Genomic DNA, 22,155 nt, shown 5'->3' on the forward strand with positions numbered 1-22,155 from the left:
CCAATCCCCGGATTTTGCGTTTGTGATTCAACGGTTCGAAGCACAAGGCAGGGGCAGGCAAGATGGCACAGGAACAGGTAACCTTCCGGCTGGAGGGGCTGACCCATCCGGTCGAGATCGTGATCGACCAGCAGGGCGTCGCCCATATTCGTGCTGAAACCGCCGATGACCTGTTCTTTGCCCAAGGCTGGAACGCCGCCCGCGACCGGCTGTGGCAGATCGACCTGTGGCGCAAGCGCGGGCTGGGCCTGCTCTCGGCCGATTTCGGCCCCGGCTATCTGGAGCAGGACCGCGCCGCGCGGCTGTTCCTGTACCATGGCGACATGCAGCCCGAATGGGACGCCTATGGCCCGGACGCGCAGGCGATTTGCCTGGCCTTCACCCGTGGCATCAACGCCCGCATCGACCAGATCCGCGCGGGCGACGCGCCGCTGCCGCCGGAATTCGGCCTGATGGACACGCAGCCCGCGCATTGGCAACCCGCCGATGTGGTCCGCATCCGCAGCCATTGCCTGACCCGCAATGCGCTGTCCGAGGTGATCCGCGCCCGCGTCATGGCCGCAGGCGGCGAACGGCTGGATGCGCTGCGCAAACAACTCGAACCGCCCGTCACACCGACGCAGATCGAGGGGCTGGATCTGGCCTCGATCCCGCTCGCCGTGCTGGACAGCTTCATGCTGGCGACCGCGCCCGTGACCTTCGACCGCGAGCGGCTGGAGGCCTCCATCGCCGATGCCCCGCGCTGGCGCCGCGTCACCCCCTTGGGCGATGTGGTCCGGGCGGGGGAATCCGAGGGCTCGAACAACTGGGTGATCTCGCCCCGGCTGACGACCACCGGGCGGCCGATCATGGCCAGCGACCCGCATCGCACCCATTCGCTGCCCGCGCTGCGCTATATGGTGCATCTGACCATGCCCGGTCTGGACGTCATCGGCATGGGCGAGCCCTGCGTGCCCGGCGTCTCGCTGGGGCACAACCAGCACATCGCCTATGCGCTGACGATCTTCGGCGGCGATCAGGAAGACGTCATGGTCCATGACACCGACCCGACGAACCCGCTGCGCTATCGCTATCGTGACGGCTGGGAGGACATCCGCGAACAGGTCGAGACCTTCGCGGTGCGCGGCCATGACCCCGTTCAGATGCCGCTGCATTTCTCTCGGCTCGGGCCGATCCTGCATCGCGACCCGCAGATGAACCGCGCCTATGCCCTGCGCACCTGCTGGAGCGACCCCGGCATGGCCCCCTATATGGCCAGCCTGAAGGTGATGCGCGCGACCAATCACGCCGAATATGTCGCGGCGCTGGAAAGCTGGGGCACGCCCTCGGTCAACCATATCTTCGCCGATACGCAGGGCAATATCGCCTGGCATCCCTCGGGGGCGACGCCGATCCGGCCGAACTGGAACGGGCTTCTGCCGGTGCCGGGCGACGGACGTTTCGAATGGGCGGGCTATGTTCCGGCCAGCCGGATGCCGCGCAGCGTGAACCCCGACAAGGGCTTCATCGCCACCGCCAATGAGATGAACCTGCCCGAGGGCTGGGAGCAGACCGGCGATCCCATCGGTTACGAATGGCTGGACCGCAGCCGCTCGCAGCGCATCCATGCGGTGCTGGGCGCCAGCGGCGGGCATGATCTGGCGGGCCAGTGCCGGTTGCAGAACGACACCCACAGCCAGATCGGCGCGCGCATCGCCCGCGTGCTGGCGGGCCTGCCGCCGCTGGCGGGCAAGGCGCAGGCCATGCTGGCCGCATGGGACGGAAACGCCACGCGGGACAGCGCCCCCGCCGCGCTTTTTGAGCTGTGGCTGACGCGCCATCTGCAACCCGCGCTGGCCGAGGCGCTTGGCGCGGATGCGACCCTGCGCCCGCTGCTCGCCCCCTATGACCACCAGACCGTCGCCGCCATGCTGGAGACGCCCGGCGACTGGTTCCACGGCGATGCGGCCACGCAGCGCGACGCGCTGATCACCCGCACGCTGACCGCGGCCTATGAGGAAACCGCCGCGCTTCTGGGTCCGGACCCCGCCGCCTGGCAATGGGGCGATCTGCACGGGCTGACGCTGACCCATGCGCTGGCGCGGATCTGCCCGGATCAGGCGGATCGGCTGGTGCTGCCGCGCCTCTCGGTCGGCGGAAGCGCCTCCAGCCCGAATTACGGCCCCTATCGGGCCAGCGATTTCGGCATCATCACCGGCCCCTCGCTGCGGCTAGTGATGGATGTGGGCGATTGGGACAACAGCCTGTTCATCGCGCTGGCCGGTCAGTCGGGCGACCCGGATTCGCCCCATTTCGGCGATATGGCGCAGGATTGGCGCGACGGGCGTTATCACCCCTTGCGCTATTCCCGCACGGCGGTGGATGCCGGGGCCGAGCAAATCCTGCGGCTGACGCCTTAAGGCGCGTCAGCCCGCCAGCAGCGGCACGTCATAGCCCCGCACCATCCGGTCGACCGAGACCAGCGTCAGACCCTCGCAGATCGCCTGCGCGATCAGCAGCCGGTCGAACGGGTCGGCATGATGCGGCGGCAGGTCCTGCACGGCGCGGGCATGCTCCCATGTGATCGGCAGGGGCTGCGCGCCCGCCGCCAGCGCCCGGCTGAACAGATCGCGCGGCACCTCGAGCTTGCCAAGGCCCGCCTTGATCGACACCTCCCAGACCGAGACGGAACTGATATACAGCGCCTCGGCCCCGGTGATCGCCTCGCGCAGCGGGGCAGGCAGGCGCGGATCATCCAGCAGCGCCCACAGCACGATATGCGTGTCCAGCAGCAGCTTCATTCCGGCAGCAGCCGGCTGTCCTCGAACAGCGCCGCGATCTGATCATCGGGCTGATCGAGCCCCTCGGGCAGGGAAAACTGGCCCTTCATGCAGCCCACCAGCCGGTTGGCCTGCTGGGGCATGGCCATCAGCCGCGCCACCGGGCGGCCATAGCGGGTCAGCTCGACCTCTTCGCCCGCTTCGACGCGGCGGATCAGCTCGGCAAACTGGGCCTTGGCTTCGGCAATGGCGATCTGCATGGGGGACCTCCTGAGTTATGACCTACATTTAGGTCATCATGGCTCAGATTTCAACCCCGCCCTTCTGATCCAGCAGCGCCCGCACCAGCGCCGAGTTGGGGTCCTTCAGCCCGTCCAGAACCGAGAAATGATGCAGCCCCGGCTCGATCACCATGTCGACCTGCGCCTCTCCGGCCCAGATCTCGGCCATCAGGCGGGTCTGGCGCAGAAACTCGGGCCGCTCATCGCCGCCGGTCCAGAAGGTCACCGGAGCGCCCGGCTGCGGCAGATGCAGCGCCGGGCTTTCCGCCGCCGCCTCTTCTCCGGTCAGGCGCAGCGTCGCGTTCATCCGCGCCAGCCGCAGCGGGCGCAGATCATGCAGCCCGCCAATCGAGACGGTGCGCCGGATCCGCCCCAGCACCTCGGGCGCAAGCGGGCTGTCGTCGCAGATCATCCGCAGCGCCAGGTGCCCCCCGGCGGAATGCCCGACCAGCCGGATCGGCCCCGGCACCCGTTCGGCGGCCCGCGTCACGGCCTGCGCAATCTGGGCGGTGATCTGGCTGATCCGCGCCTCGGGCGCCTGCGTGTAGCCCGGCATGACCACCGTCCAGCCGTTCGCCCGCGCGCCCTCGGCCAGATCGGTCCAGTCGGTCCGGTCGGTGCGCATCCAGAAACCGCCATGCACCAGCACGACCAGCCCGCGCGAGGGCCCGTCGGGATGAATCACCTCCATCCGTTCGCGCGCGCCCGTGCCGTATGGCACATCCGCGTCGATCCGCACGCCCGAGGCGCGATAGGCCGCCGCCCGGCGCGTCCATTCCGCAGGCAGCACCTCCGAACCCGGAATATAGGCCGAGACCGCGAATTCATCATCCCAATCACGCATGAAATCCCTCACAAGACCGTCCTGACCCGCCAGAGTTCGGGGAAAAGCTCCACCTCCAGCATGCGGCGCAGATAGGAAATCCCCGCCGTGCCGCCAGTGCCGCGCTTGAAGCCGATCACACGCTCGACCGTGGTCACATGGTTGAAGCGCCAGCGGCGGAAGTAATCCTCAAAATCGACAAGCTTTTCGGCGATGTCATAGGCCTCCCAGTAATGGGCCGGGTCGCGATAGACCTGCGCCCAGACTTCCATCACCGCCTCATCTTCCTGCCATGTCTGGCGCAGGTCGCGTTCCAGCACCGCCTGCGGCACCGGCAGGCCAAGCCGCGCCAGCCGCCGCAGCACCTCATCGTAAAGCGAGGGGCGGGCGAGTTCCGCCTCCAGCAGCGCCATCAGGTCGGGGCGATGCGCATGCGGCTTCAGCATCGCCAGATTGCGGTTGCCCACGGCATATTCGATCAGCCGGTACTGCCAGGACTGAAACCCCGAGGACGCGCCCAGATCATCGCGGAATCGGGTGTATTCCCAGGGCGTCATGGTGCGCAGCACATCCCATGCGGAATTCAGCTGCTCAAAGATGCGGGCGATGCGGGTCAACATCTTCAGCGCCTCGCCGGTGCGGTCGGCGGCAAGCATCCGGCGCGCGCCGTCCAGCTCGTAAAGCGCGAGCTTCATCCACAGTTCCGAGGTCTGGTGCTGGATGATGAACAGCATCTCATCATGGGCGGGCGACAGCGGCTTCTGCGCCGACAGCAGGCGGTCGATCTGCAAATAGTCGCCATAGGACATGTCCGCGCTGAAATCGGTCTGCGCGCCGTCCTTCGAGGGGTCATATGTGGTCATGGGGCTTTCTTCGCGTGGATGGGAAGGGATCAGGCAGAACGGCCCCCTTGCCCATCCGTGACCGCGCATTGCCCGATGCGCCGCCACAGCGCGACCCAGCCCGCCGGGCGGCAGACGCAGGGCAGCGCACGACCCCCCGGGGCGGGGCGATGCAAGCTGCGGGCGATCAGATGGCGGGCGGCCAAAGCGTCCCCTCCTCAAGGCATGACCCCCTGATCTAATGCCCTGCCGGGGAAAAAAGCAACGGCGCGTCAAGGCCGGTCACAACACTGGCGCGAAGGATTTTTCTGCGGCATGCTGCGACCATAGTAGCAGATCGCGGGGCCTCGTCCGGCCCCCGATGCACCCGATCCTTGCCGCCGGGGCCCCGCGCCCCGGCCAAGAGACCCTGACAACGGCCGGGCCCCGCCCGACCCCCGAGGAGGCCCGGATGGACAAGAACACCGACGACCTGCCCCCCCTGCACCTGACCGTGCCCGAACCCGAGGTGCGCCCCGGCGGTCAGCCCGATTTCAGCCATGTGCAGATCCCGCCCGCAGGCTCGGTCCGCCGTCCTCCGGTCGATGCCGACCCCGAATCCATGCGCGATCTGGCCTTCAGCATCATCCGCGTGCTGAACCGCGACGGCGAGGCCGTGGGCCCATGGGCCGAGGGGCTGGACCTCAGCGAGGATCAGCTGCGCGACGGGCTGCGCCACATGATGACTCTGCGCGCCTATGACGCCCGCATGCTGATGGCGCAGCGCCAGCAGAAGACCAGCTTCTACATGCAGCATCTGGGCGAAGAGGCGGTGTCCTGCGCCTTCCGCAAGGCGCTCAATCCCGGCGACATGAACTTTCCGACCTATCGTCAGGCGGGGCTGCTGATCGCGGGCGACTATCCCCTGCTGACGATGATGAACCAGATCTATTCGAACGCCCATGACCCTTTGCGCGGGCGGCAGTTGCCGGTGATGTATTCGTCAAAGGAGCACGGGTTCTTCACCATCTCGGGCAACCTTGCGACGCAGTACATTCAGGCGGTGGGCTGGGCCATGGCCTCGGCCATCTCGGGTGATCGCAAGATCGCCGCCGCATGGATCGGCGACGGCTCGACGGCGGAAAGCGATTTCCACGCGGCGCTGGTCTTTGCCTCGACCTACAAGGCGCCGGTGGTGCTGAACATCGTGAACAACCAATGGGCCATTTCCACCTTTCAGGGCATCGCACGCGGTGGCTCGGGGACCTTCGCGGCGCGCGGTCTGGGCTTCGGCATCCCGGCGCTGCGGGTCGATGGCAATGACTATCTGGCGGTGCTGGCCGTCGGCAAATGGGCGGCCGAGCGCGCGCGCCTGAACCTTGGCCCGACGGTCATCGAATATGTGACCTACCGCGTCGGCGGGCATTCGACCTCGGACGACCCTTCCGCCTATCGCCCGGCCGAGGAAAGCAACGCCTGGCCTTTGGGTGACCCGATCCTGCGCATGAAGAACCACCTGATCGCGCTTGGCATCTGGTCCGAGGACCGCCACGTTCAGGCCGAGGCGCAGATCATGGCCGAAGTCACCGCCGTGCAGAAAGAGGCCGAGGCCGTCGGCACGCTGCACCACGGCCAGCGGCCCAGCCCCTCGGACATGTTCGAGGATGTCTATGCCGAAATGCCGCCGCATCTTCAGCGGCAGCGTCAGGAAGCGGGGTTCTGACATGGCGCGAATGACCATGATCGAGGCGATCCGCGATGCGCTGGACACCGCCATGGGCGCGGATGAGCGCGTCGTCGTCTTTGGCGAGGATGTCGGCTATTTCGGCGGCGTCTTCCGCTGCACGGCGGGCCTGCAAAAGAAATACGGGCCGACCCGCTGCTTTGATGCACCGATCAACGAATCCGGCATCGTCGGCGCGGGCATCGGCATGGCGGCCTATGGGCTCAAACCCGTGGTCGAGATCCAGTTCGCCGACTATGTCTACCCGGCCTATGACCAGATCGTGTCCGAGGCCGCGCGGCTGCGCTATCGCTCGGCCGGAGAGTTCACCTGCCCGATGGTCGTGCGCATGCCGACCGGCGGTGGCATCTTCGGCGGCCAGACCCACAGCCAGTCGCCCGAGGCGCTGTTCACCCATGTGACCGGGCTCAAGGTCGTCGTGCCCTCGAACCCGCATGACGCCAAGGGCCTCTTGATGTCGGCGATCGAGGACCCCGATCCGGTGATCTTCCTTGAGCCGAAGCGGCTTTATAACGGCCCCTTCGACGGCCATCACGACCGCCCCGTTTCCGCCTGGAAATCGCATGATCTGGGCGAGGTGCCGGAGGGGCATTTCACCATTCCGCTGGGTCAGGCGATCACCCGCCGCCCCGGTCGCGCGGTCACCGTCCTGACCTATGGCACCATGGTCCATGTGGCGCTGGCCGCCGCCGAGGAAACCGGCATCGACGCCGAGGTCATCGACCTGCGCACGCTGATGCCGCTGGATCTTGAGGCGATCACCGCCTCGGTGCGCAAGACCGGGCGCTGTCTGGTCCTGCATGAGGCGACGCTGACCTCGGGCTTCGGGGCGGAACTGGCGGCACTGGTGCAGCAGGAATGCTTCTGGACGCTTGAGGCGCCGGTGCGCCGCGTCGCGGGTTGGGACACGCCCTATCCGCATGTCCATGAATGGAGCTATTTCCCCGGCCCCGCCCGTGTGGGCGATGCCCTGCGCGAATTGATGGAGGTGTAACATGGGTATCCATTCAATCCGCATGCCCGACATCGGCGAAGGCATTGCCGAGGCCGAGATCGCCGAATGGCTGGTCCAGCCCGACCAGCTGGTGCGCGAGGATGAGCCTCTGGTTGCGGTGATGACCGACAAGGCCACCGTCGAGATCCCCTCGCCCGTCTCGGGCAAGGTCATCTGGCGCGCCGGAGAGGCGGGCGACATGCTGGCCGTCGGCGCCGAGCTGATCCGGCTGGAGGTCGAGGGTCCAGGCAACATGGCCGAGGGCGCGGCACCCCCCGCCGCCCCGGCGGAAAAACCTGCGGCCCCCGAACCTGCGAAGGCCGGGCCTGCGAAGGCCGAACCCGCCGCCAAACCGGCAGCAGCCGCCCCCCCGCGCACCCCGGCCCCGGCCACTACGCTGCGCCCCGAAGGCGAACGACCCGTCGCCGCACCTTCGGTCCGGCTGCGCGCCCGGGACGCGGGCGTCGATCTGCGGCAGGTGCGCGGCAGCGGCCCCTCGGGCCGGATCAGCCATGACGATCTGGCGGCCTTCATCGCCACCGGCGGCGTCACCACGACCAGCTCGGGTCCGCGCGCCGACAGCACGGTCGAGGACATCAAGGTCATCGGCCTGCGTCGCCGCATCTCGGAGAATATGGCACGGGCCAATCAGGTCCCGCATATCACCATTGTCGAGGAAATCGACGCCTCCGCGCTGGAGGATCTGCGCGCGCGCGTGAATGCCGAGGGCAAGGGCCCGAAGCTGACGTTCCTTCCGTTTCTGGCCCGCGCCATGGTGCGCGCGCTGCGCGAACAGCCGCTGCTGAACGCGCATTATCTGGCCGATGAGGGGCTGATCCGCCGCTTCGGGGCCATCAACATCGGCATCGCCGCGCAGACGCCGACCGGCCTTATGGTCCCGGTCCTGCGCCATGCCGAGGCGCTTGGCCTGCGCGAGATGGCGACCGAGATCGCCCGGCTGGCCCAGGCCGCCCGCGACGGCTCGGCCCGGCGCGAGGAGCTGTCGGGCTCGACCATCACCATCACCTCTCTGGGGCCATTGGGGGCCATCGCCACGACCCCCATCCTGAACGTCCCCGAGGTCGCCATCGTCGGCGTCAACCGACTGGCCGTGCGCCCGTTCTGGAACGGCACCGCCTTCGAGCCGCGCAAGATGATGAACATTTCCTGCAGCTTCGACCATCGCGTCATCGACGGCTGGGATGCGGCGGTGTTCGTCCAGCGGCTCAAGAACCTGCTGGAAGCCCCGGCGATGATCTTTGTGGAGGCCTGACCCATGCGCGAGATGACATGCAAACTGCTGGTGATCGGCGCGGGACCCGGGGGCTATGTCTGCGCGATCCGCGCGGGCCAGCTGGGCATCGACACGGTCGTCGTCGACCCCGCACCGCCCGGCGGCACCTGCCTCAACGTCGGCTGCATCCCGTCGAAGGCGCTGATCCATGCGGCGGATGAATTCCACCGCATCAGCGCGCTCACCTCGCAAGCGGCGATGGGCATTTCGGCGCATGGGGCGGATCTGGACATCGCCGCCACCGTCGCCTGGAAAGACGGCATCGTCACCCGCCTGACCGGCGGCGTCTCGGGCCTTTTGCGCAAGGCCAAGGTGCGGCTGGTGACCGGCGAGGCGCGGCTGCGCGACGGCAAGACCGCCGTCGTCGACACGCCCGAGGGGCCGGTGATGATCCATGCCGAGGCGCTGGTCATCGCCACCGGCTCGGCCCCGGTGGAGCTGCCCACCCTGCCCTTCGGCGGCAAGGTGATCTCTTCGACCGATGCGCTGTCGCTCAGCGAACTGCCCGCCAGCCTCGCCGTCGTCGGCGGCGGCTATATCGGGCTGGAACTGGGCATTGCGTTTGCGAAATTCGGCACCAAGGTCACGGTGATCGAGGCCGCCCCGCGCATCCTGCCGCAATATGATGCCGAGCTGACGAAACCCGTCAGCGCCCGCCTCTCGGCCCTTGGCATCACCGTCCTGAACCGCGCCCGCGCGGGTGGCCTTGGCGAGGATGGCGCGCTGCGCGTGGCCTTTGACGACGCCGCCGAGGACATCGCCGCCGACCGCATTCTGGTCACCGTGGGCCGCCTGCCCCGCAGCGATGCGGCGGGCATCCCCGGCCTGCATCTGGAGATGGACGGCCGCTTCATCCGCATCGATGACCGCTGCCGCACCTCGATGCGCGGCGTCTATGCCATCGGCGACGTCACCGGAGAGCCAATGCTGGCCCATCGCGCCATGGCGCAAGGTGAAATGGTGGCCGAGATCATCGCAGGCCGCAACCGCGCCTGGGACAAGCGCGCCATCCCCGCCGTCTGCTTCACCGACCCAGAGATCGTCAGCGTCGGCCTTTCCCCCGATGAGGCGGGCACGCAGGGCCATGAGATCATTACCGGCCTCTTCCCCTTCGCCGCCAATGGCCGCGCCATGACGGCGCTGGATGAGGACGGCTTCATCCGCGTGACCGCCCGCAAGGACAATCACGAGGTGCTGGGCATTCAGGCCGTCGGTGCGGGCATCTCGGAACTCGCCGCAGGCTTTGCTCTGGCCGTCGAGATGGGCTGCCGGATCGAGGACATCACCGGCACCATCCACGCCCACCCGACGCGCGGCGAGGCGCTGCATGAGGCCTGTCTGCGCGCGCTCGGCCACGCGCTGCATATCTGACGGGAACTCATTTCGCGTGCTGGGGTGCGGAACCGTTTCGCGCCTCAGACCGCCGTCACCTGCACATCGCGGATCGAGGGATCGGCGCGGCGCGCGGCCATCCGCAGCCGCTCGCCGAAATGGGTCATCACATAGGCCGCGTGAAAGCGCGTCGGGGCCAGCAGTTCCAGCCGCCCCTGCGCCACCCCGATCTCGGTCAGCGGCGCGAACCAGGCCCCGAAGGTCGGCGGGTCCTCGGTCGAAAGCTGCATCTGCGCCCTGCCCCACAGCCCCTCGGGCGTGAAGCTCTGCGGGCGTTGGAAGGGCACGACGGTGCTTTCGGGCGCGGCAGGCGTGCCGGACAGGCGTTCCACGAAATCCGGGCCAATCAGCGCCCATTCGGGCCTTGTGTCCAGCAGCAGCCGGTCGATGCCCAGCGAATAGGTCGCCACCCTGCCCCGCGCGCCTGCGTGCTTCTGATCCAGCCAGCCCAAGCCCCGCAGCTTCGCCATCTCGCGCTTGACGGTCCGCTCATCGACGGACCAGAGCCTCGCGATTTCTCTCTGCCCGATCGACAGCTCATCCCGAGCCCAGTTGTAGCGTGTGGTGATCAGCGCCATCAGCCGCAGAACCAGCCGCTGGCGATGTTTGTCACCCGCCAACGCATGTGCCATCATCGCCGAAAGAAGATCGTATTTCTTCGATGCGGCCTCACGGCCGACCGGCTTCAGGATCTGCATGGTATCTGCCCGCTCTTGTCTGACCGGATATTCTTGTTGCGCTGGCAGCTCTGCGGCTGGTCTCAACGCTTTTCCGATCTTGTTGCCAATTTGCGTCCAGAATTCCGATTCTGTCAAGCATGTTGCGGATTGGCGGGTTTGACCGTTCTCAGATCAGATTGAAAATCGGTTATCATTGGTTATGCGGGACACCCTGTATGTCCCCATATCGCGCCCGAATGTCCCCCTATTCGCCCTTTCCCGGACCGTCCTGTCCCCGAAACAGGCGCGCGCTGCAGTCGCCTCTCTCGCAACAGCCGCGCTGACCGATTCGCCCAAGCGGGCCTGGATTCGCGAAGCCGACCCCCGATTTGGAACGCAAATCCCGGCAAAAGGCAAATCAGGCGTAAATCAGAAGTTGCCGGAAATTTACGATCTGCTAAATCTGGATCATCAATAATAAGCAGTACAGGCACAACATGTTCACGCATTCCGATCTGGCGCGGTTGCAGGCGCAGTCCCTGAAGATGCAGGGCTGGATCCGCCGGCAGACCTTCAGCCCCTCGAATGAAAAGACCCTGCGGCGCTTCTCTTCCTGGGAGGTGGCCGAGCTGATCTTCAACATGAACCAGTCGACCTTCCGCGGGAAGCTGGCGGCCGAGCCAAACCTTCCCGGCGGGGAAGTTGAAGAGGACGGGCGGCAGCGCTGGTTCTCGCTCGATGAGATCAATGAGCTGCGCCGCCGCATCAAGGTCAACCGCAAGTCGCTGATGCCGCCCCGCCCCGATGGCAAGCGCGCCATTCGTGCGGCCATCGCGAACTTCAAGGGCGGCGCGGGCAAGTCGACCGTGGCGCTGCATTTCGCCCATGCGGCGGCGCTGGACGGCTACCGCGTGCTGGTCGTCGACTTCGATCCGCAGGCGACGCTGAGCCATTCCATGGGCCTCTCGGATGTGGGTGAGGATCACACCGTCTGGGGCATCATGGCCCGCGACCTCGAGCGTGAAACCGACCGGATGAACGCCGCCGTCACCGGCGCGGAAAGCGGCACCACCCTGCCCCGGCGCAAGCTGCCCGCCTCGATCCGCGACATGGGGCTGGGCCAGCTTCGGACCTCGGACTTCATCAAGACCACCGCCTGGTCGACCATCGACATCATCCCCAGCTGCGCCAACGCCGCCTTCGTCGAGTTCGCCAGCGCCCAGTACCGGCACCTGAACCCGGAATGGACCTTCTTCGGTGCGGTCTCGCGCTTCCTCGACGCGCTGCCGGATGACGCCTATGACGTCATCATCTTCGACTGCCCGCCCGCCATCGGCTACCAGTCGATGAACGCGGTCTTTGCGGCGGACGTCCTTTATATCCCCTCGGGCCCCGGCTATTGGGAATACGACTCGACCACCAGCTTCATCGGCCAGCTGGCCGAGGCTCTGGGCGATCTCTCGGACGGGTTCGAAAACTTCCCCACGGGGAAGATCGTCCTGCCGAAGGCCTTCGCCGATGTCCGCTTCCTGATGACCCGGTTCGAGCCCTCGAATGAGCTGCACACCGCCATGCTGGGCGCGTTCCGGCAGGTCTTCGGCGACCGCATGGCCGAGCACCCGATCGAGCTGACCCGCGCGGTCGAGCAGTCGGGCCGCTTCCTGTCCTCGGTCTATGAGATCGACTATCGCGAGATGACGCGCGGCACCTGGCGGCGGGCGCGCGGCACTTTCGACCGCGCCTATGAAGAGTTCCGCACTCATCTGGTCGCCGCCTGGGACAAGCTGGAGGATGAGGCATGACCCGCAAGCGCCGCATTTTCGACATCGACATGCCGGAAGAGGACGCGCCGGAAACCTTCCCCGCGGGGAAGACCGCCCCGGCGCGACGTGGCCCCATGGCCGCCGCGATCACCGAGACGGCGGAAAGCACGCGCCATCGGGCCGAGCTTGAGGCTGATATCCGGGCCGAGAACGACGCGCTGGCGCAGGAGCATGTGCGGCTGAAGAAAGCCGGGCTGATCACCGATTTGATCGATCTGGACGACATCGTCACCGAAAAGCTGGTGCGCGACCGCAACCCCGGCGTCGATCCCGAGTTGGGTGAGCTGGTTGCCTCGATCCGCGATCTGGGCCTGTCGAACCCGATCCAGGTCGAGCCGCGCGAGGATGGCCGCTATGAGCTGATCCAGGGATGGCGGCGGCTCTCGGCCTATAAGCAGCTGCTGGCCGAGACCGGGGACCGGGACGCCTGGGGGCAGATTCCGGCGGGCATCGCGGCGCGAGGCGAGGCGCTGGAGGCGCTGTATCGCCGCATGGTCGATGAGAACCTGGTGCGCAAGGACATCTCTTTCGCCGAGATGGCGCAGCTGGCGCTGCATTATGCCATGGACCCGCTGACGGGTGAGAACGACCCCGAGAAGGCGGTGGCGCTGCTGTTCCGCTCGGCCGGGTATCAGAAGCGCAGCTATATCCGCAGCTTCATCAAGCTGGTCGAGGTGCTGGGTGCCGATCTGGATTACCCGCATGAGATCCCGCGCGCGCTTGGCCTGTCGCTGGTCGCGCGGATGGAGGAGGTCGACGGGTTGCCAGCGGCGATCCGGGCCGAACTGGCGGGCTGGGACAACCGCTCGGTCAAGGATGAGCTGGATGTGCTGCGCCGCTTTGCCGGTGGGGCAGGGCCCGTGAAGCCCAAGGCCGAACCGCTGGCGCCCGCGCCGACCGGCAAGGCCAAGACGACCTTTCAGGTCCAGCGGCCGCAGGGGATGGCGAAATGCACGGCCGCAAACGGGCGGCTGGAGATCCGGCTGGATCGCGACTTCTCGGCCATCGACCGGCGCAAGCTGGAGGCGGCGGTGCGCAACCTGTTGCAACAGATTGACTGACCTTCCCCACGGGGAAGGTTGTGGAACGGGCGGGGCAGGGTGTCCCGCCCTTTTTCACTGAGGCGGCAGGCTATGCTGCAGTGCAGCATTTGGGCGGTGCGGACGGGCAGGCGCGGCGTCAGGCGGGCAGGGCGTGCACGGCATCCACACAGCGAAACGCCTGAAAACCCGCGAAAAATGGCAATGTCTAAGTAATCATCATTTGGGGCATTAACTGATGATATGAGCCGCCCGGACTCGCGCCCGTCAGAGGCGGATTTTCCGTCGCAGAAGGTCGATTTCGGACCCCAAAGCCCCCGGGAGATAAAAAAGGACATGATCTGACCGGGCACAGCCGACGCCCGGCCAGATCATCCAAACCCGCCAGCCTAGAAGCTGAACTGACCGACAACGGTGGCGGGGCGGACACCGCCGCGCCTCAGCGCGGTGGAGGAGCCGGGAATGCCGGCCTCGGCCGCCTGCCGGTCCTTTTCGAGGATGCGCAGGCCCGCGCAGGCGCCTGCCTCATTCCATTTGTTGCGCGCAATCGGCCCGGCGACCGCGCTCGAGATGACCTGCGGGGCAAAGTCGTCTTCCTTGACGCGCCGCGTGTCGATCAGCGTCTTGATGGCCGAGGCGAGAATGACCGCCGATTGCTCGAAGGTGATATCGGCCACCTTCTGTTCGGAGGGGGTGGGCGTGCCGTCCCTCAGGCAATGGCGCGCGGTGTAAAGCCAGTCATGGACCATATAGGCGGGCGCGTAGCCCCAGGGGCCGAACCCGTTGAAGACCTGCCCGATCTTCGGGATCGAGCCGCCGTCGGTGTACATCATGTCGGGCTGGATGGTGTGGATCTTGCCGTTTTCATCGGGCCAGTCGAAGCTCAGGCGGTTGTCGGGGTCGGGGACGAACAAAAACGCGCCGTCCCCGGAGGAGCCGCCTTCGCCCAGCCACATGACGAAAAGGCTGCCCTGAAACTCGCCGGGCTTGGTCCCGTTGTAATCGACCTGACCGCAAGAGGAGAGGGCCAGAGCGGCCAGAATTGCCGCGCGGAAGGATGTGAAAATTTGCAAGATGCGCCTCGCTTTCAAAATCACGCTGTGAACAGGACAAACAATCGCAGGGCCGTATCACAGACAGGAAAGCACGTTCCGGCGCGCGGCGGAAACGCCAAGACGCAGCGGCGACCTGATTTTTTGGCAAGGCTTTGGCGGGCGCCGCGGGGGCCATGGTCAGATCGCGGCGACCCGGAAGGGCAGGGGGGCTATTCCAGCGTCAGATGGGCATAGCTGCCGGGGCCGGGGGAGGTCACAACCAGCGCGGCCTCGCGCCCATGCGGGACGGGGTCCGCGCCCATGATCCAGATCGGCGGCGCGATCACCGGGGCGGCGACGACCCGGTCCTGATCCATGAAGACCAGCATGACGGATTCGTCGCTGACGGCCTGCCCACGTTCGGTCGTCAGCCAGTCGCTGCTGCCGGTCAGCTTGGCGTAAAGCTCCAGCGGGGCAGAGCTTTGCACCGGGATCACCTTGTCCCAGGGGAAATCGGTCAGCGAGGCGAGCTCTAGCCGCGCGCCGGTCTGGGCGGTCTGGCCGAAGCTCTCGATCTTGGTGCGAAGCGGTGCGTCATGTGCGACGCCATAGTCAGCGGTCATCTTCTGTTCGTCCCCGATGGCGGTCTGGGTAAGGGTTGCGGCAAGGCCGATGGTAATGGCAAGGGCGCGAAGGGTCATGCCGGGCCTCATGAGGATTTGCTGTAATCGGGCGGCGTCTTGTCGCCGGGCAGGACGTCGGGCTTCGCATCGCCGGTCTGGCCGACCCCGACCTGATCGGACCAGGTCAGATTGCCGTCGGCACCGATCACCACCATCTCGCCATTCGTCACGGCCTCGGCCACCTTGTCGGCCAGTTCGCTGTCGCTGGCGTCGGGGTTCTCGCGCGCGATGCGGCGTCCGACCTCATTGTTGTAAAGGTCCATCGCCTCACGCGCGCCGGGGTTGCCGGGCACGCCTTCATGGGCGGTGCCCATGGCGCTGGCGAAATCCTCGCCGAAGCGGTCGGTCATCAGCGCGTTCCAATAGGCGTGGCGGAAGGCGTCGTTATGGCCGTCCTCGCCGCCCTTGACCGGGTTGCCATCGCCATCGAGCAGGGGGAACTTCTCATTCGCGGTGGCATAGGCCTTGCCGGGGTCCTTGGGGTCGTTCGAGCTGATCGACTGGAATTCCCGGAGCCCATTCAGCCCGCGACCGTCGCCGAGTTCGTCCAGAATATCGGCCTCGGTCCGGGTCATCTTCTTGCTGCCCACGAAGGGGATGTCGATGGGAATGAAGCCGAGATCCGGCGTGTAATCCGTCATCTCGTCTTCCTTGACCTGATAGTCGGTCAGGATCTGGTTCAGATCGGGGCGACCGGGGGGCGGCGTGGTCGGGGCAGGGGGCTGTTGGTCGCCGGGTTCGGGCTCGGGTGCGCTGCCGGTCGGGCGATCCGGGGCGGGGCCAGAGGTAGACGGGCCAGAGGTCGCGGGGTCGTCCGGCTTGGGCGGGGCAGGGACCTCGACCACCTCGGGTTTGGGGCCGCGCGCGGTGCCCGGCAGATAGACCGTGTCGCCCTTGAAGATCAGCGAGGGGTTGCGCAGATGCGCGTTGTTGAGCGCAATCACCTGCTGCGGGTCCAGCCCGTGCTGCTGCGCGATGTTCCACAGGTTGTCGTCGGTCTGAACCGTCAGCGCGTCATGGCGCTGGTATTCCAGCGTCGGATTGGTCCGGCCCGAGGCGTCCATGGCCCCGGTTGCGCTGCTGTGGGCCGTGACCAGATCGGCGCGGACCCAGCCCTTGACCGGCTGGTCTTGCTGATCGGTGCCGCTGACCTCGATCCAGTTCTGGCCCGCGGCATCGGTCTGACGTCCGCCCTGATCGCGCAGGAAGGTGCCGTTTTGGACGATGCCGACGGGGGTGCCGTCGGGGCCGTCACGCAGGCGCGCGCCCTCGGTCGGAAGGACGGCGAGGGTCTGGCCGTCATCTTCCGGGGCAGGGGGGATGCGGGTCTGCGTCCGGGTGGGCGGATCGGTGGGTTCCGGATCGGCGGGGGCGGCAGGCGTGCCCAGCTTCAGGCTGCGGGTGGTGGTGACGTCGTCCAGACCCGCCTCGAAGGTCAGCGAGACCTCGGCCTCGGCCACGCCGCCTTTCAGCTTCAGCCCGCCTTGCGTCGTGTTGCCGCTGCGGTTGATGTCTTGCGCTTCCAGTTCTACCTGCGTGCCCGCCGTGCGCGCGGCCCCCTGAAAATCGCCGTCGAAGAACTGGCCCGCTGCCGCGCCGATCTTGTCGGGGTCGTTGAAGGTGACGGTGGCGGTGCGGCGCTGCATATCGGCGCGCGAGGGGTCGGCCAGGCTCTGGTCGCGCCAGTCGACCTGCGTGCGAAGCGAGACCGAGTCGAGCTGCATATTCCCGGTGCCGGACAGCGACTGCGCCTCGGGGATCGGTCGCCCGCCCGCCGAGGTGGTGACGTCCTGCCCCTTCGGCAGGCGGTAGCGCAGGCTGATCTCGCCCGTGGTGCCGGCCAGATCGAAGCGGTTCGCCAGCTTCGGCTCGACCGGCAGGCCGTTGATGTTGAAGCCCTGCTGCATGTTCTCGCGCCCGGTGGCGCGCAGCCCGCCCTGCAGGCGATAGGTGACGCTGCCATCCTTGTCATCGGTCGGCATCTCGACCCGGCGGGTGATGCGCTGCGTGCCTTCAAGCCGCCCCTCGCCCGAGAGGGTCAGGTATTTCATGTCGCTTTTGATGTCGGCGGCCAGACTGGCGCGAGAGCCGATGGTCGTCTCATAGGCGCTGACGTGATCGCGCAGGAAGGACATGTCGGCGTCGCTGACACCCGCCAGCCGCTGCGAGATGCGGCCCGGCGCGCCGTCCTTGTTCATCGGGTTCGCCAGCGGGTTGTCGCCCCCGCCCGACAGCGTGTCCTTGGCGATCTTCAAGGGCAGCCCGGTTGGCCCGAGGCTGGCGATGGCCATATCGGCGCTGTCGCTGGCGGCATCGGCCAGATGCAGGCGTTGCAGGGTTTCGGCGGCGCGGGTCGCCTCTTCCTTGCTGTTGAAAGTCATCTCGATGGCGTCGAAGGTCTGCACGCCCGCATCGGCCTTCAGCGTCGCCTCGGGGCCGCCGCGCCCGGCGGCACCCTTCCCGCCCTTGCCCAGCGTTTCCGACCCGGCCTCGGCCGAAAGCGCGGCCAGCGCCTGTTTGTCATAGCGCACGGTATAGGTGGCGTCCGCGCCTTCGCCGTTCTGGGTCACGCGCAGATCCGCGCCAAGCTGGCCCTTGCCGCCGACCATCAGCCCGCGCCAGTTCCCCTGCGCCGAAACTTCGGGGGTGATGCGCAGATAGGCCGAGTCGCCCGCGCCGTTCAGCTTCTGGATGCCGTCCTTGATGACCAGCCCGTCGCGGATGCCGGTGACGGTTTCGCCAAGGCCCGAGCCGCTGCCACGGTCGGGGTCCGAGGGCGCGCTGCCGGTCGAGCCGCCTGAGGAGCTGCCCGAACTGCTGCCGGTGGGCGCGCGGGGGACGGGCGGCACGGTGACCGGAGGCTCGGGCGGGCGGGGACGGGCGGAGGTGGTTCCGTCAAGAAGCATGGCGGCGGTCCTGTCGTTACGCGTGGCCGGTGGGGCACGGCGGAGGGGGCACAAGCACCGGCCTTGCCAGCGGTCGGAACGCTGCGGACAGGGCGAAGGGCTGCAGCCAGATAAGCAAGAGTTTGCGACGGATTCCTGTCAGCGGAAGCGTGAAGACGCCGAGGCCCAGCCTTCGGCGAAAATTCGCGCAAATAGCTGATCGGACAGGCAAAATTCCACCGTCAGGCGGCCTTGGACGTGTGCGGAAATGGCGTGCCGCACGCAAGGATTGCGGGTGGTGGCGGGGCTGGCGCTAAAGCAGCCACTCGACCGGCAGAAGGCCGATCAGGACGATGGCGAATTGCTTGTACCAGCTGGCCCCGGGTTCCTGCTGATAGATGCCGAGCTTGCCGTCGGGCAGCGCCTCGGTCCAGGCCATCTGGCCGTCGAGCGTCAGCACCGGCTGATAGGAGGCCGAGTTCAGCGGCCCGTCGAACCCTTCCGAGACGCGGCGCGCCATGCTGGGGCTGTCGATGATGAACCCCATCTCGCAGTTGAGAAAGATCGAGCGCGGATCGAAGTTGAACGAGCCGATGAAGACGCGGCTGTCATCGACCGAGAAGGTCTTGGCATGCAGCGCGGCGCCCGAAAGCCCCAGCGGGCGCAGCTCTTCCCGGCCCGGAGGCTCTTGCGCGCGCAGCTTCAATTCGTAAAGCGAGACGCCGGATTTCAGCAGGTCGCGGCGGTATTTGGTATAGCCCGCGTGCACGACCAGCACGTCGGTGGTGTTCATCGCATTGGTCAGGATGCGCACGCGCTTTCCTGCCCGCGCCAGATCGCCGAACATCTGCGTGCCGCGCGGACCCGGCACGAAATAGGCCGAGACCACATCGACGCCGCTTTGGATATTGCCCAGAATCGCGGAGAGCTGGGTGATCATCAGCTGGTCAGGCGTGGCCTTGCCCAGCCCCTTGACCGGATCGTCGGCGATCACCTCGACGCGGGTGAATTCGGGGCGGACGGCGCCATTGTGAAAGCGGGTGGCGCTGGATTCCAGCTGGCCCAGCAGGGTTTTCGCGGTCTCGCTGGCTTCGGTTTCGGCGACATCGGCCAGAAATGCCTTGAGATCGCCCTGACCGGGAATGATCTGATCGACCGCAAAGACCGAGGCGCTGTTCCAATAGGCGTCGAAGATGGTCGCGGTCTTGCCCACCACATCGCCGATCGCCAGCACATCCATGTCGAGGTAATAGTTGGCATCGCCCACGCGGAAATATTCGTCCCCGATGTTGCGCCCGCCGATGATCGCCGCCTGACCGTCGACGATGAAGGATTTGTTGTGCATGCGCCGGTTCATCCGCATGAAATCCAGCGCATAGCCCGCCAGCTTCGGCTTGCGGATGGTCGAGGGGTTGAAGAGCCGGATCTCGAAATTCTCTTGCGCGTTCAGCGCGGCCATGACCGAGTCGAGCCCCGGCACGCCGTTGTCGTCCAGAAGCAGCCGCACCCGGACCCCGCGCGCGGCGGCATCGTAAAGCGCCTTCAGCAGCAGCCGCCCCGAGGTGTCGTCGTGCCAGATGTAATATTGCGCGTCGATCGAGCGGTCGGCGGTCGCGGCCAGCGCAAGGCGGCTGCCAAGCGCGTCATGGCCTCCGGCCAGCGGGATGACGCCGCTTTGCCCCTCATGCCCTTCCAGATCGGGCACGACGCGCTGGCCCAGCCGGGTCGCGGGATCGGCGGGCAGCGCGGCCTGCGGCGGACGGCCCGAGATGTCGGGCAGCGGAAACAGCCAGCGCCCGATCAGGATTGCCAGCGCCACCACCAGCACAAGGCCCAGAAGGAAAATCGCGATCCGCTTCAACATCTCAACCTCTTGTCCGACTTGCTGGCACAGACATCTTCGACTAACCGGGTGGCAGACAAGGTCGGGCGGTTCGCCTGTGACCGGGCGATGCTACTTCGATCCTTCGATGTTGCCTAGAAGCCCCTGCCGTGCCTATCCTGAAGGCAAAGGCACCTTGTCCCCAGCAGGCAGAACAGCGCCGGAAAGGCAAGGTCCGACCACCGGCCCGCATGCGAGTTCACCTTTGCGGATTTATTGAAAAAGAATTCCAGAATTCTTTGTTAATGGGGAGGCGGTATCCGAAGTTGGAGGTCAGGATCCATCTTATCGCCTGCTCATATGGCCAAAACCTGTCTGGTTCCTCTGTGGATTGTTTCCCGACGCGCGGGGTCTTTCGGCCGCGCGTGCGCCAGATGCGAAGGCCGCCCGCTGTGACAGGCGCCAACACAGCCGCGCGCACGACCCCGCCCCACCCGTTCCGTCGAACCCCGGCGATCTTCCAAGGCGGTGCGCGAAATTCTGAGGAGGAGAGTTCAGTTTGGCAGACGCAGTGACGCAAACACCCGCCAGCGGTCGTCCCGAGGACGAGATGCTGGGCCTTTGGGCCAACATGGCCTACGGACTTCAACACGTTCTGACCATGTACGGTGGCATCGTCGCCGTGCCGCTGATCGTCGGGCAGGCCGCCGGCCTCAGCACCTCCGACATCGGCCTTTTGATCACGGCATCGCTGTTTGCGGGCGGCATGGCCACCCTTCTTCAGACGCTGGGCCTGCCGTTCTTTGGCTGCAAACTGCCGCTGGTGCAGGGCGTGTCCTTCGCCGGCGTCGCGACGATGATCGCGATCTCGGGCAATGGCGGGATCGAGGCCGTGCTGGGCGCAGTCATGGCGGCCTCGCTGATCGGGTTGATCATCACGCCGATCTTTTCGCGCGTCACACGCTATTTCCCGCCGCTGGTCACCGGCATCGTCATCACCACCATCGGCCTGACGCTGATGCCCGTGGCGGCCATGTGGGCGATGGGCGGCAACAGCAAGGCCCCGGATTTCGGCAGCGTGCCGAATGTCCTGCTGGCTGGTCTGACGCTGGCCATCGTGCTGCTGCTGAGCAAGCTGGGCAACGCCGCCATCTCGCGCCTGTCGATCCTGCTCGCGTTGGTGATCGGCACGCTGATCGCCTATGCCGCCGGGATGACCGACTTTTCGCAGGTGCCGAACGGTCCGATGTTCTCGCTGCCGCAGATCTTCCACTTCGGCTATCCGACCTTCCAGCTGGCCGCCATCATCTCGATGTTCATCGTGATCATCGTGACGCTGGTCGAGACCTCGGCCGATATCCTGGCCGTGGGCGAGATCGTCGAGACCAAGGTCGACTCGCGCCGTCTGGGTGACGGTCTGCGCGCCGACATGATCTCCAGCGTGCTGGCGCCGATCTTCGGCTCGTTCACGCAAAGCGCGTTCGCCCAGAACGTCGGTCTGGTCGCGATCACCGGCATCAAAAGCCGCTTCGTGGTGGCCACCGGCGGTCTGTTCCTGATCGCGCTTGGCCTGCTGCCGGTCATGGGCCGCGTCATCGCCGCCGTGCCCAGCCCGGTTCTGGGTGGTGCTGGCATCGTGCTGTTCGGCACGGTCGCGGCCAGCGGCATCCGCACGCTCTCGAAGGTCGATTACGCCAACAACATGAACCTGATCATCGTGGCGACCTCGATCGGCTTCGGGATGATCCCGATTGCCGCGCCGAAGTTCTACGATCACTTCCCGTCCTGGGTCGAGACCATCTTCCATTCGGGCATCAGCTCGTCTGCGCTGATGGCGATTGTGCTGAACCTGCTGTTCAACCACTTCCGGGCGGGCAACTCGGACCAGCAATCGGTGTTTGCCGAAGCGGCGGAACGCACGATCAGGTATCAGGACATCTCGAACCTTGAAGAGGGCGACTTCTTCCTGAACGGCAAGCTTTACAACTCGAAGGGTGAGGAAGTGCCGATGGTGATGCCCGCGCATCACTAAGCCAGCCACCCTGTCCGGTCCCGTCTGGCTGTGGCCCACGGGGCCGGGGCCAACCTTCAAGGATACCAA

17 protein-coding genes are annotated in these 22,155 nt (G+C 66.6%); 8 read left to right on the forward strand and 9 right to left on the reverse strand.

The window, feature by feature from the left end; genetic code table 11:
- Positions 1–62: 62 nt before the first annotated feature.
- Complete coding sequence (locus IQ24_RS19650) at positions 63–2,399, forward strand: penicillin acylase family protein (RefSeq protein ID WP_145400078.1); 2,337 nt, start codon at positions 63–65, stop codon at positions 2,397–2,399.
- Between the two features lie 6 nt (positions 2,400–2,405).
- Here IQ24_RS19650 and IQ24_RS19655 read toward each other — a convergent pair whose 3' ends face one another.
- Genes IQ24_RS19655 through kynA form a run of 4 tightly spaced genes read right to left on the reverse strand, consistent with a single transcriptional unit; the run spans position 2,406 to position 4,726 of the window.
- A complete protein-coding gene (locus IQ24_RS19655) occupies positions 2,406–2,780 on the reverse strand; it encodes a type II toxin-antitoxin system VapC family toxin (protein WP_145400079.1) in 375 nt (124 codons plus the stop codon).
- On the reverse strand, positions 2,777–3,019 hold the full coding sequence (locus IQ24_RS19660; protein WP_145400080.1) for a type II toxin-antitoxin system Phd/YefM family antitoxin: 243 nt from the start codon (positions 3,017–3,019) through the stop codon (positions 2,777–2,779). Before IQ24_RS19660 ends, IQ24_RS19655 begins: the two co-directional genes overlap by 4 nt.
- 43 nt (positions 3,020–3,062) lie before the next feature.
- Entirely contained in the window at positions 3,063–3,884 is an 822-nt protein-coding gene (locus tag IQ24_RS19665) for an alpha/beta hydrolase (protein ID WP_145400081.1), read from the reverse strand.
- Positions 3,885–3,892: 8 nt separating this feature from the next.
- Complete coding sequence (gene kynA, locus IQ24_RS19670) at positions 3,893–4,726, reverse strand: tryptophan 2,3-dioxygenase (protein WP_145400082.1); 834 nt, start codon at positions 4,724–4,726, stop codon at positions 3,893–3,895.
- Positions 4,727–5,156: 430 nt separating this feature from the next.
- Between kynA and IQ24_RS19675 the strand changes: the two genes are divergently transcribed.
- From IQ24_RS19675 to lpdA, 4 genes are read left to right on the forward strand one after another with little or no spacing between them, the layout of a single operon-like run.
- Positions 5,157–6,407 (forward strand): 3-methyl-2-oxobutanoate dehydrogenase (2-methylpropanoyl-transferring) subunit alpha, encoded by a 1,251-nt coding sequence (locus IQ24_RS19675; protein WP_145400083.1) that lies wholly within the window; start codon positions 5,157–5,159, stop codon positions 6,405–6,407.
- A 1-nt stretch (position 6,408) separates the two neighbouring features.
- A complete protein-coding gene (locus IQ24_RS19680; protein WP_145400084.1) occupies positions 6,409–7,422 on the forward strand; it encodes an alpha-ketoacid dehydrogenase subunit beta in 1,014 nt (337 codons plus the stop codon).
- A 1-nt stretch (position 7,423) separates the two neighbouring features.
- Positions 7,424–8,695 carry a dihydrolipoamide acetyltransferase family protein gene (locus IQ24_RS19685; protein ID WP_145400085.1) on the forward strand — a complete coding sequence of 424 codons (1,272 nt, stop codon included), beginning with the start codon at positions 7,424–7,426 and terminating at the stop codon, positions 8,693–8,695.
- Between the two features lie 3 nt (positions 8,696–8,698).
- Positions 8,699–10,087, forward strand: coding sequence for a dihydrolipoyl dehydrogenase (lpdA, locus tag IQ24_RS19690; protein WP_145400086.1), 1,389 nt, complete (start codon positions 8,699–8,701; stop codon positions 10,085–10,087).
- Between the two features lie 44 nt (positions 10,088–10,131).
- Here lpdA and IQ24_RS19695 read toward each other — a convergent pair whose 3' ends face one another.
- Positions 10,132–10,806, reverse strand: coding sequence for a DnaA N-terminal domain-containing protein (locus tag IQ24_RS19695; RefSeq protein ID WP_145400087.1), 675 nt, complete (start codon positions 10,804–10,806; stop codon positions 10,132–10,134).
- A 458-nt stretch (positions 10,807–11,264) separates the two neighbouring features.
- Here IQ24_RS19695 and IQ24_RS19700 point away from each other — a divergent pair, with 458 nt between their 5' ends.
- Positions 11,265–12,569, forward strand: a complete 1,305-nt coding sequence (locus tag IQ24_RS19700) for an AAA family ATPase (RefSeq protein ID WP_145400088.1) — start codon at positions 11,265–11,267, stop codon at positions 12,567–12,569.
- Positions 12,566–13,651, forward strand: coding sequence for a ParB/RepB/Spo0J family partition protein (locus IQ24_RS19705; protein WP_145400089.1), 1,086 nt, complete (start codon positions 12,566–12,568; stop codon positions 13,649–13,651). The genes IQ24_RS19700 and IQ24_RS19705 overlap by 4 nt, the downstream gene beginning before the upstream one ends.
- A gap of 368 nt (positions 13,652–14,019) precedes the next feature.
- Here IQ24_RS19705 and IQ24_RS19710 read toward each other — a convergent pair whose 3' ends face one another.
- The 4 genes from IQ24_RS19710 to IQ24_RS19725 form a co-directional block, all read right to left on the reverse strand.
- Positions 14,020–14,703 (reverse strand): DUF1353 domain-containing protein, encoded by a 684-nt coding sequence (locus IQ24_RS19710; RefSeq protein ID WP_145400090.1) that lies wholly within the window; start codon positions 14,701–14,703, stop codon positions 14,020–14,022.
- Between the two features lie 191 nt (positions 14,704–14,894).
- Positions 14,895–15,365, reverse strand: a complete 471-nt coding sequence (locus tag IQ24_RS19715; RefSeq protein ID WP_145400091.1) for a hypothetical protein — start codon at positions 15,363–15,365, stop codon at positions 14,895–14,897.
- A gap of 8 nt (positions 15,366–15,373) precedes the next feature.
- Positions 15,374–18,253 carry a LysM peptidoglycan-binding domain-containing protein gene (locus IQ24_RS19720; RefSeq protein WP_145400092.1) on the reverse strand — a complete coding sequence of 960 codons (2,880 nt, stop codon included), beginning with the start codon at positions 18,251–18,253 and terminating at the stop codon, positions 15,374–15,376.
- 292 nt (positions 18,254–18,545) lie between these two features.
- A complete protein-coding gene (locus IQ24_RS19725; RefSeq protein WP_145400093.1) occupies positions 18,546–20,096 on the reverse strand; it encodes a phospholipase D family protein in 1,551 nt (516 codons plus the stop codon).
- A 517-nt stretch (positions 20,097–20,613) separates the two neighbouring features.
- On the opposite strand from IQ24_RS19725, the gene IQ24_RS19730 reads away from it, so the two are divergent.
- Complete coding sequence (locus tag IQ24_RS19730) at positions 20,614–22,086, forward strand: nucleobase:cation symporter-2 family protein (protein ID WP_145400094.1); 1,473 nt, start codon at positions 20,614–20,616, stop codon at positions 22,084–22,086.
- Positions 22,087–22,155 lie beyond the last annotated feature (69 nt).

It is taken from the genome of Paracoccus sulfuroxidans (genome assembly GCF_007830335.1).
Taxonomy (GTDB): domain Bacteria; phylum Pseudomonadota; class Alphaproteobacteria; order Rhodobacterales; family Rhodobacteraceae; genus Paracoccus; species Paracoccus sulfuroxidans.

Coding starts and splice junctions, on each gene's coding strand:
- IQ24_RS19685 (WP_145400085.1), top strand. CDS start 7,424: ATGGGTATCCATTCAATCCGCATGCCCGACATCGGCGAAGGCATTGCC.
- kynA (WP_145400082.1), bottom strand. CDS start 4,726: ATGACCACATATGACCCCTCGAAGGACGGCGCGCAGACCGATTTCAGC.
- IQ24_RS19725 (WP_145400093.1), bottom strand. CDS start 20,096: ATGTTGAAGCGGATCGCGATTTTCCTTCTGGGCCTTGTGCTGGTGGTG.
- IQ24_RS19660 (WP_145400080.1), bottom strand. CDS start 3,019: ATGCAGATCGCCATTGCCGAAGCCAAGGCCCAGTTTGCCGAGCTGATC.
- lpdA (WP_145400086.1), top strand. CDS start 8,699: ATGCGCGAGATGACATGCAAACTGCTGGTGATCGGCGCGGGACCCGGG.
- IQ24_RS19720 (WP_145400092.1), bottom strand. CDS start 18,253: ATGCTTCTTGACGGAACCACCTCCGCCCGTCCCCGCCCGCCCGAGCCT.
- IQ24_RS19675 (WP_145400083.1), top strand. CDS start 5,157: ATGGACAAGAACACCGACGACCTGCCCCCCCTGCACCTGACCGTGCCC.
- IQ24_RS19715 (WP_145400091.1), bottom strand. CDS start 15,365: ATGACCCTTCGCGCCCTTGCCATTACCATCGGCCTTGCCGCAACCCTT.
- IQ24_RS19665 (WP_145400081.1), bottom strand. CDS start 3,884: ATGCGTGATTGGGATGATGAATTCGCGGTCTCGGCCTATATTCCGGGT.
- IQ24_RS19705 (WP_145400089.1), top strand. CDS start 12,566: ATGACCCGCAAGCGCCGCATTTTCGACATCGACATGCCGGAAGAGGAC.
- IQ24_RS19680 (WP_145400084.1), top strand. CDS start 6,409: ATGGCGCGAATGACCATGATCGAGGCGATCCGCGATGCGCTGGACACC.
- IQ24_RS19650 (WP_145400078.1), top strand. CDS start 63: ATGGCACAGGAACAGGTAACCTTCCGGCTGGAGGGGCTGACCCATCCG.
- IQ24_RS19655 (WP_145400079.1), bottom strand. CDS start 2,780: ATGAAGCTGCTGCTGGACACGCATATCGTGCTGTGGGCGCTGCTGGAT.
- IQ24_RS19700 (WP_145400088.1), top strand. CDS start 11,265: ATGTTCACGCATTCCGATCTGGCGCGGTTGCAGGCGCAGTCCCTGAAG.
- IQ24_RS19695 (WP_145400087.1), bottom strand. CDS start 10,806: ATGCAGATCCTGAAGCCGGTCGGCCGTGAGGCCGCATCGAAGAAATAC.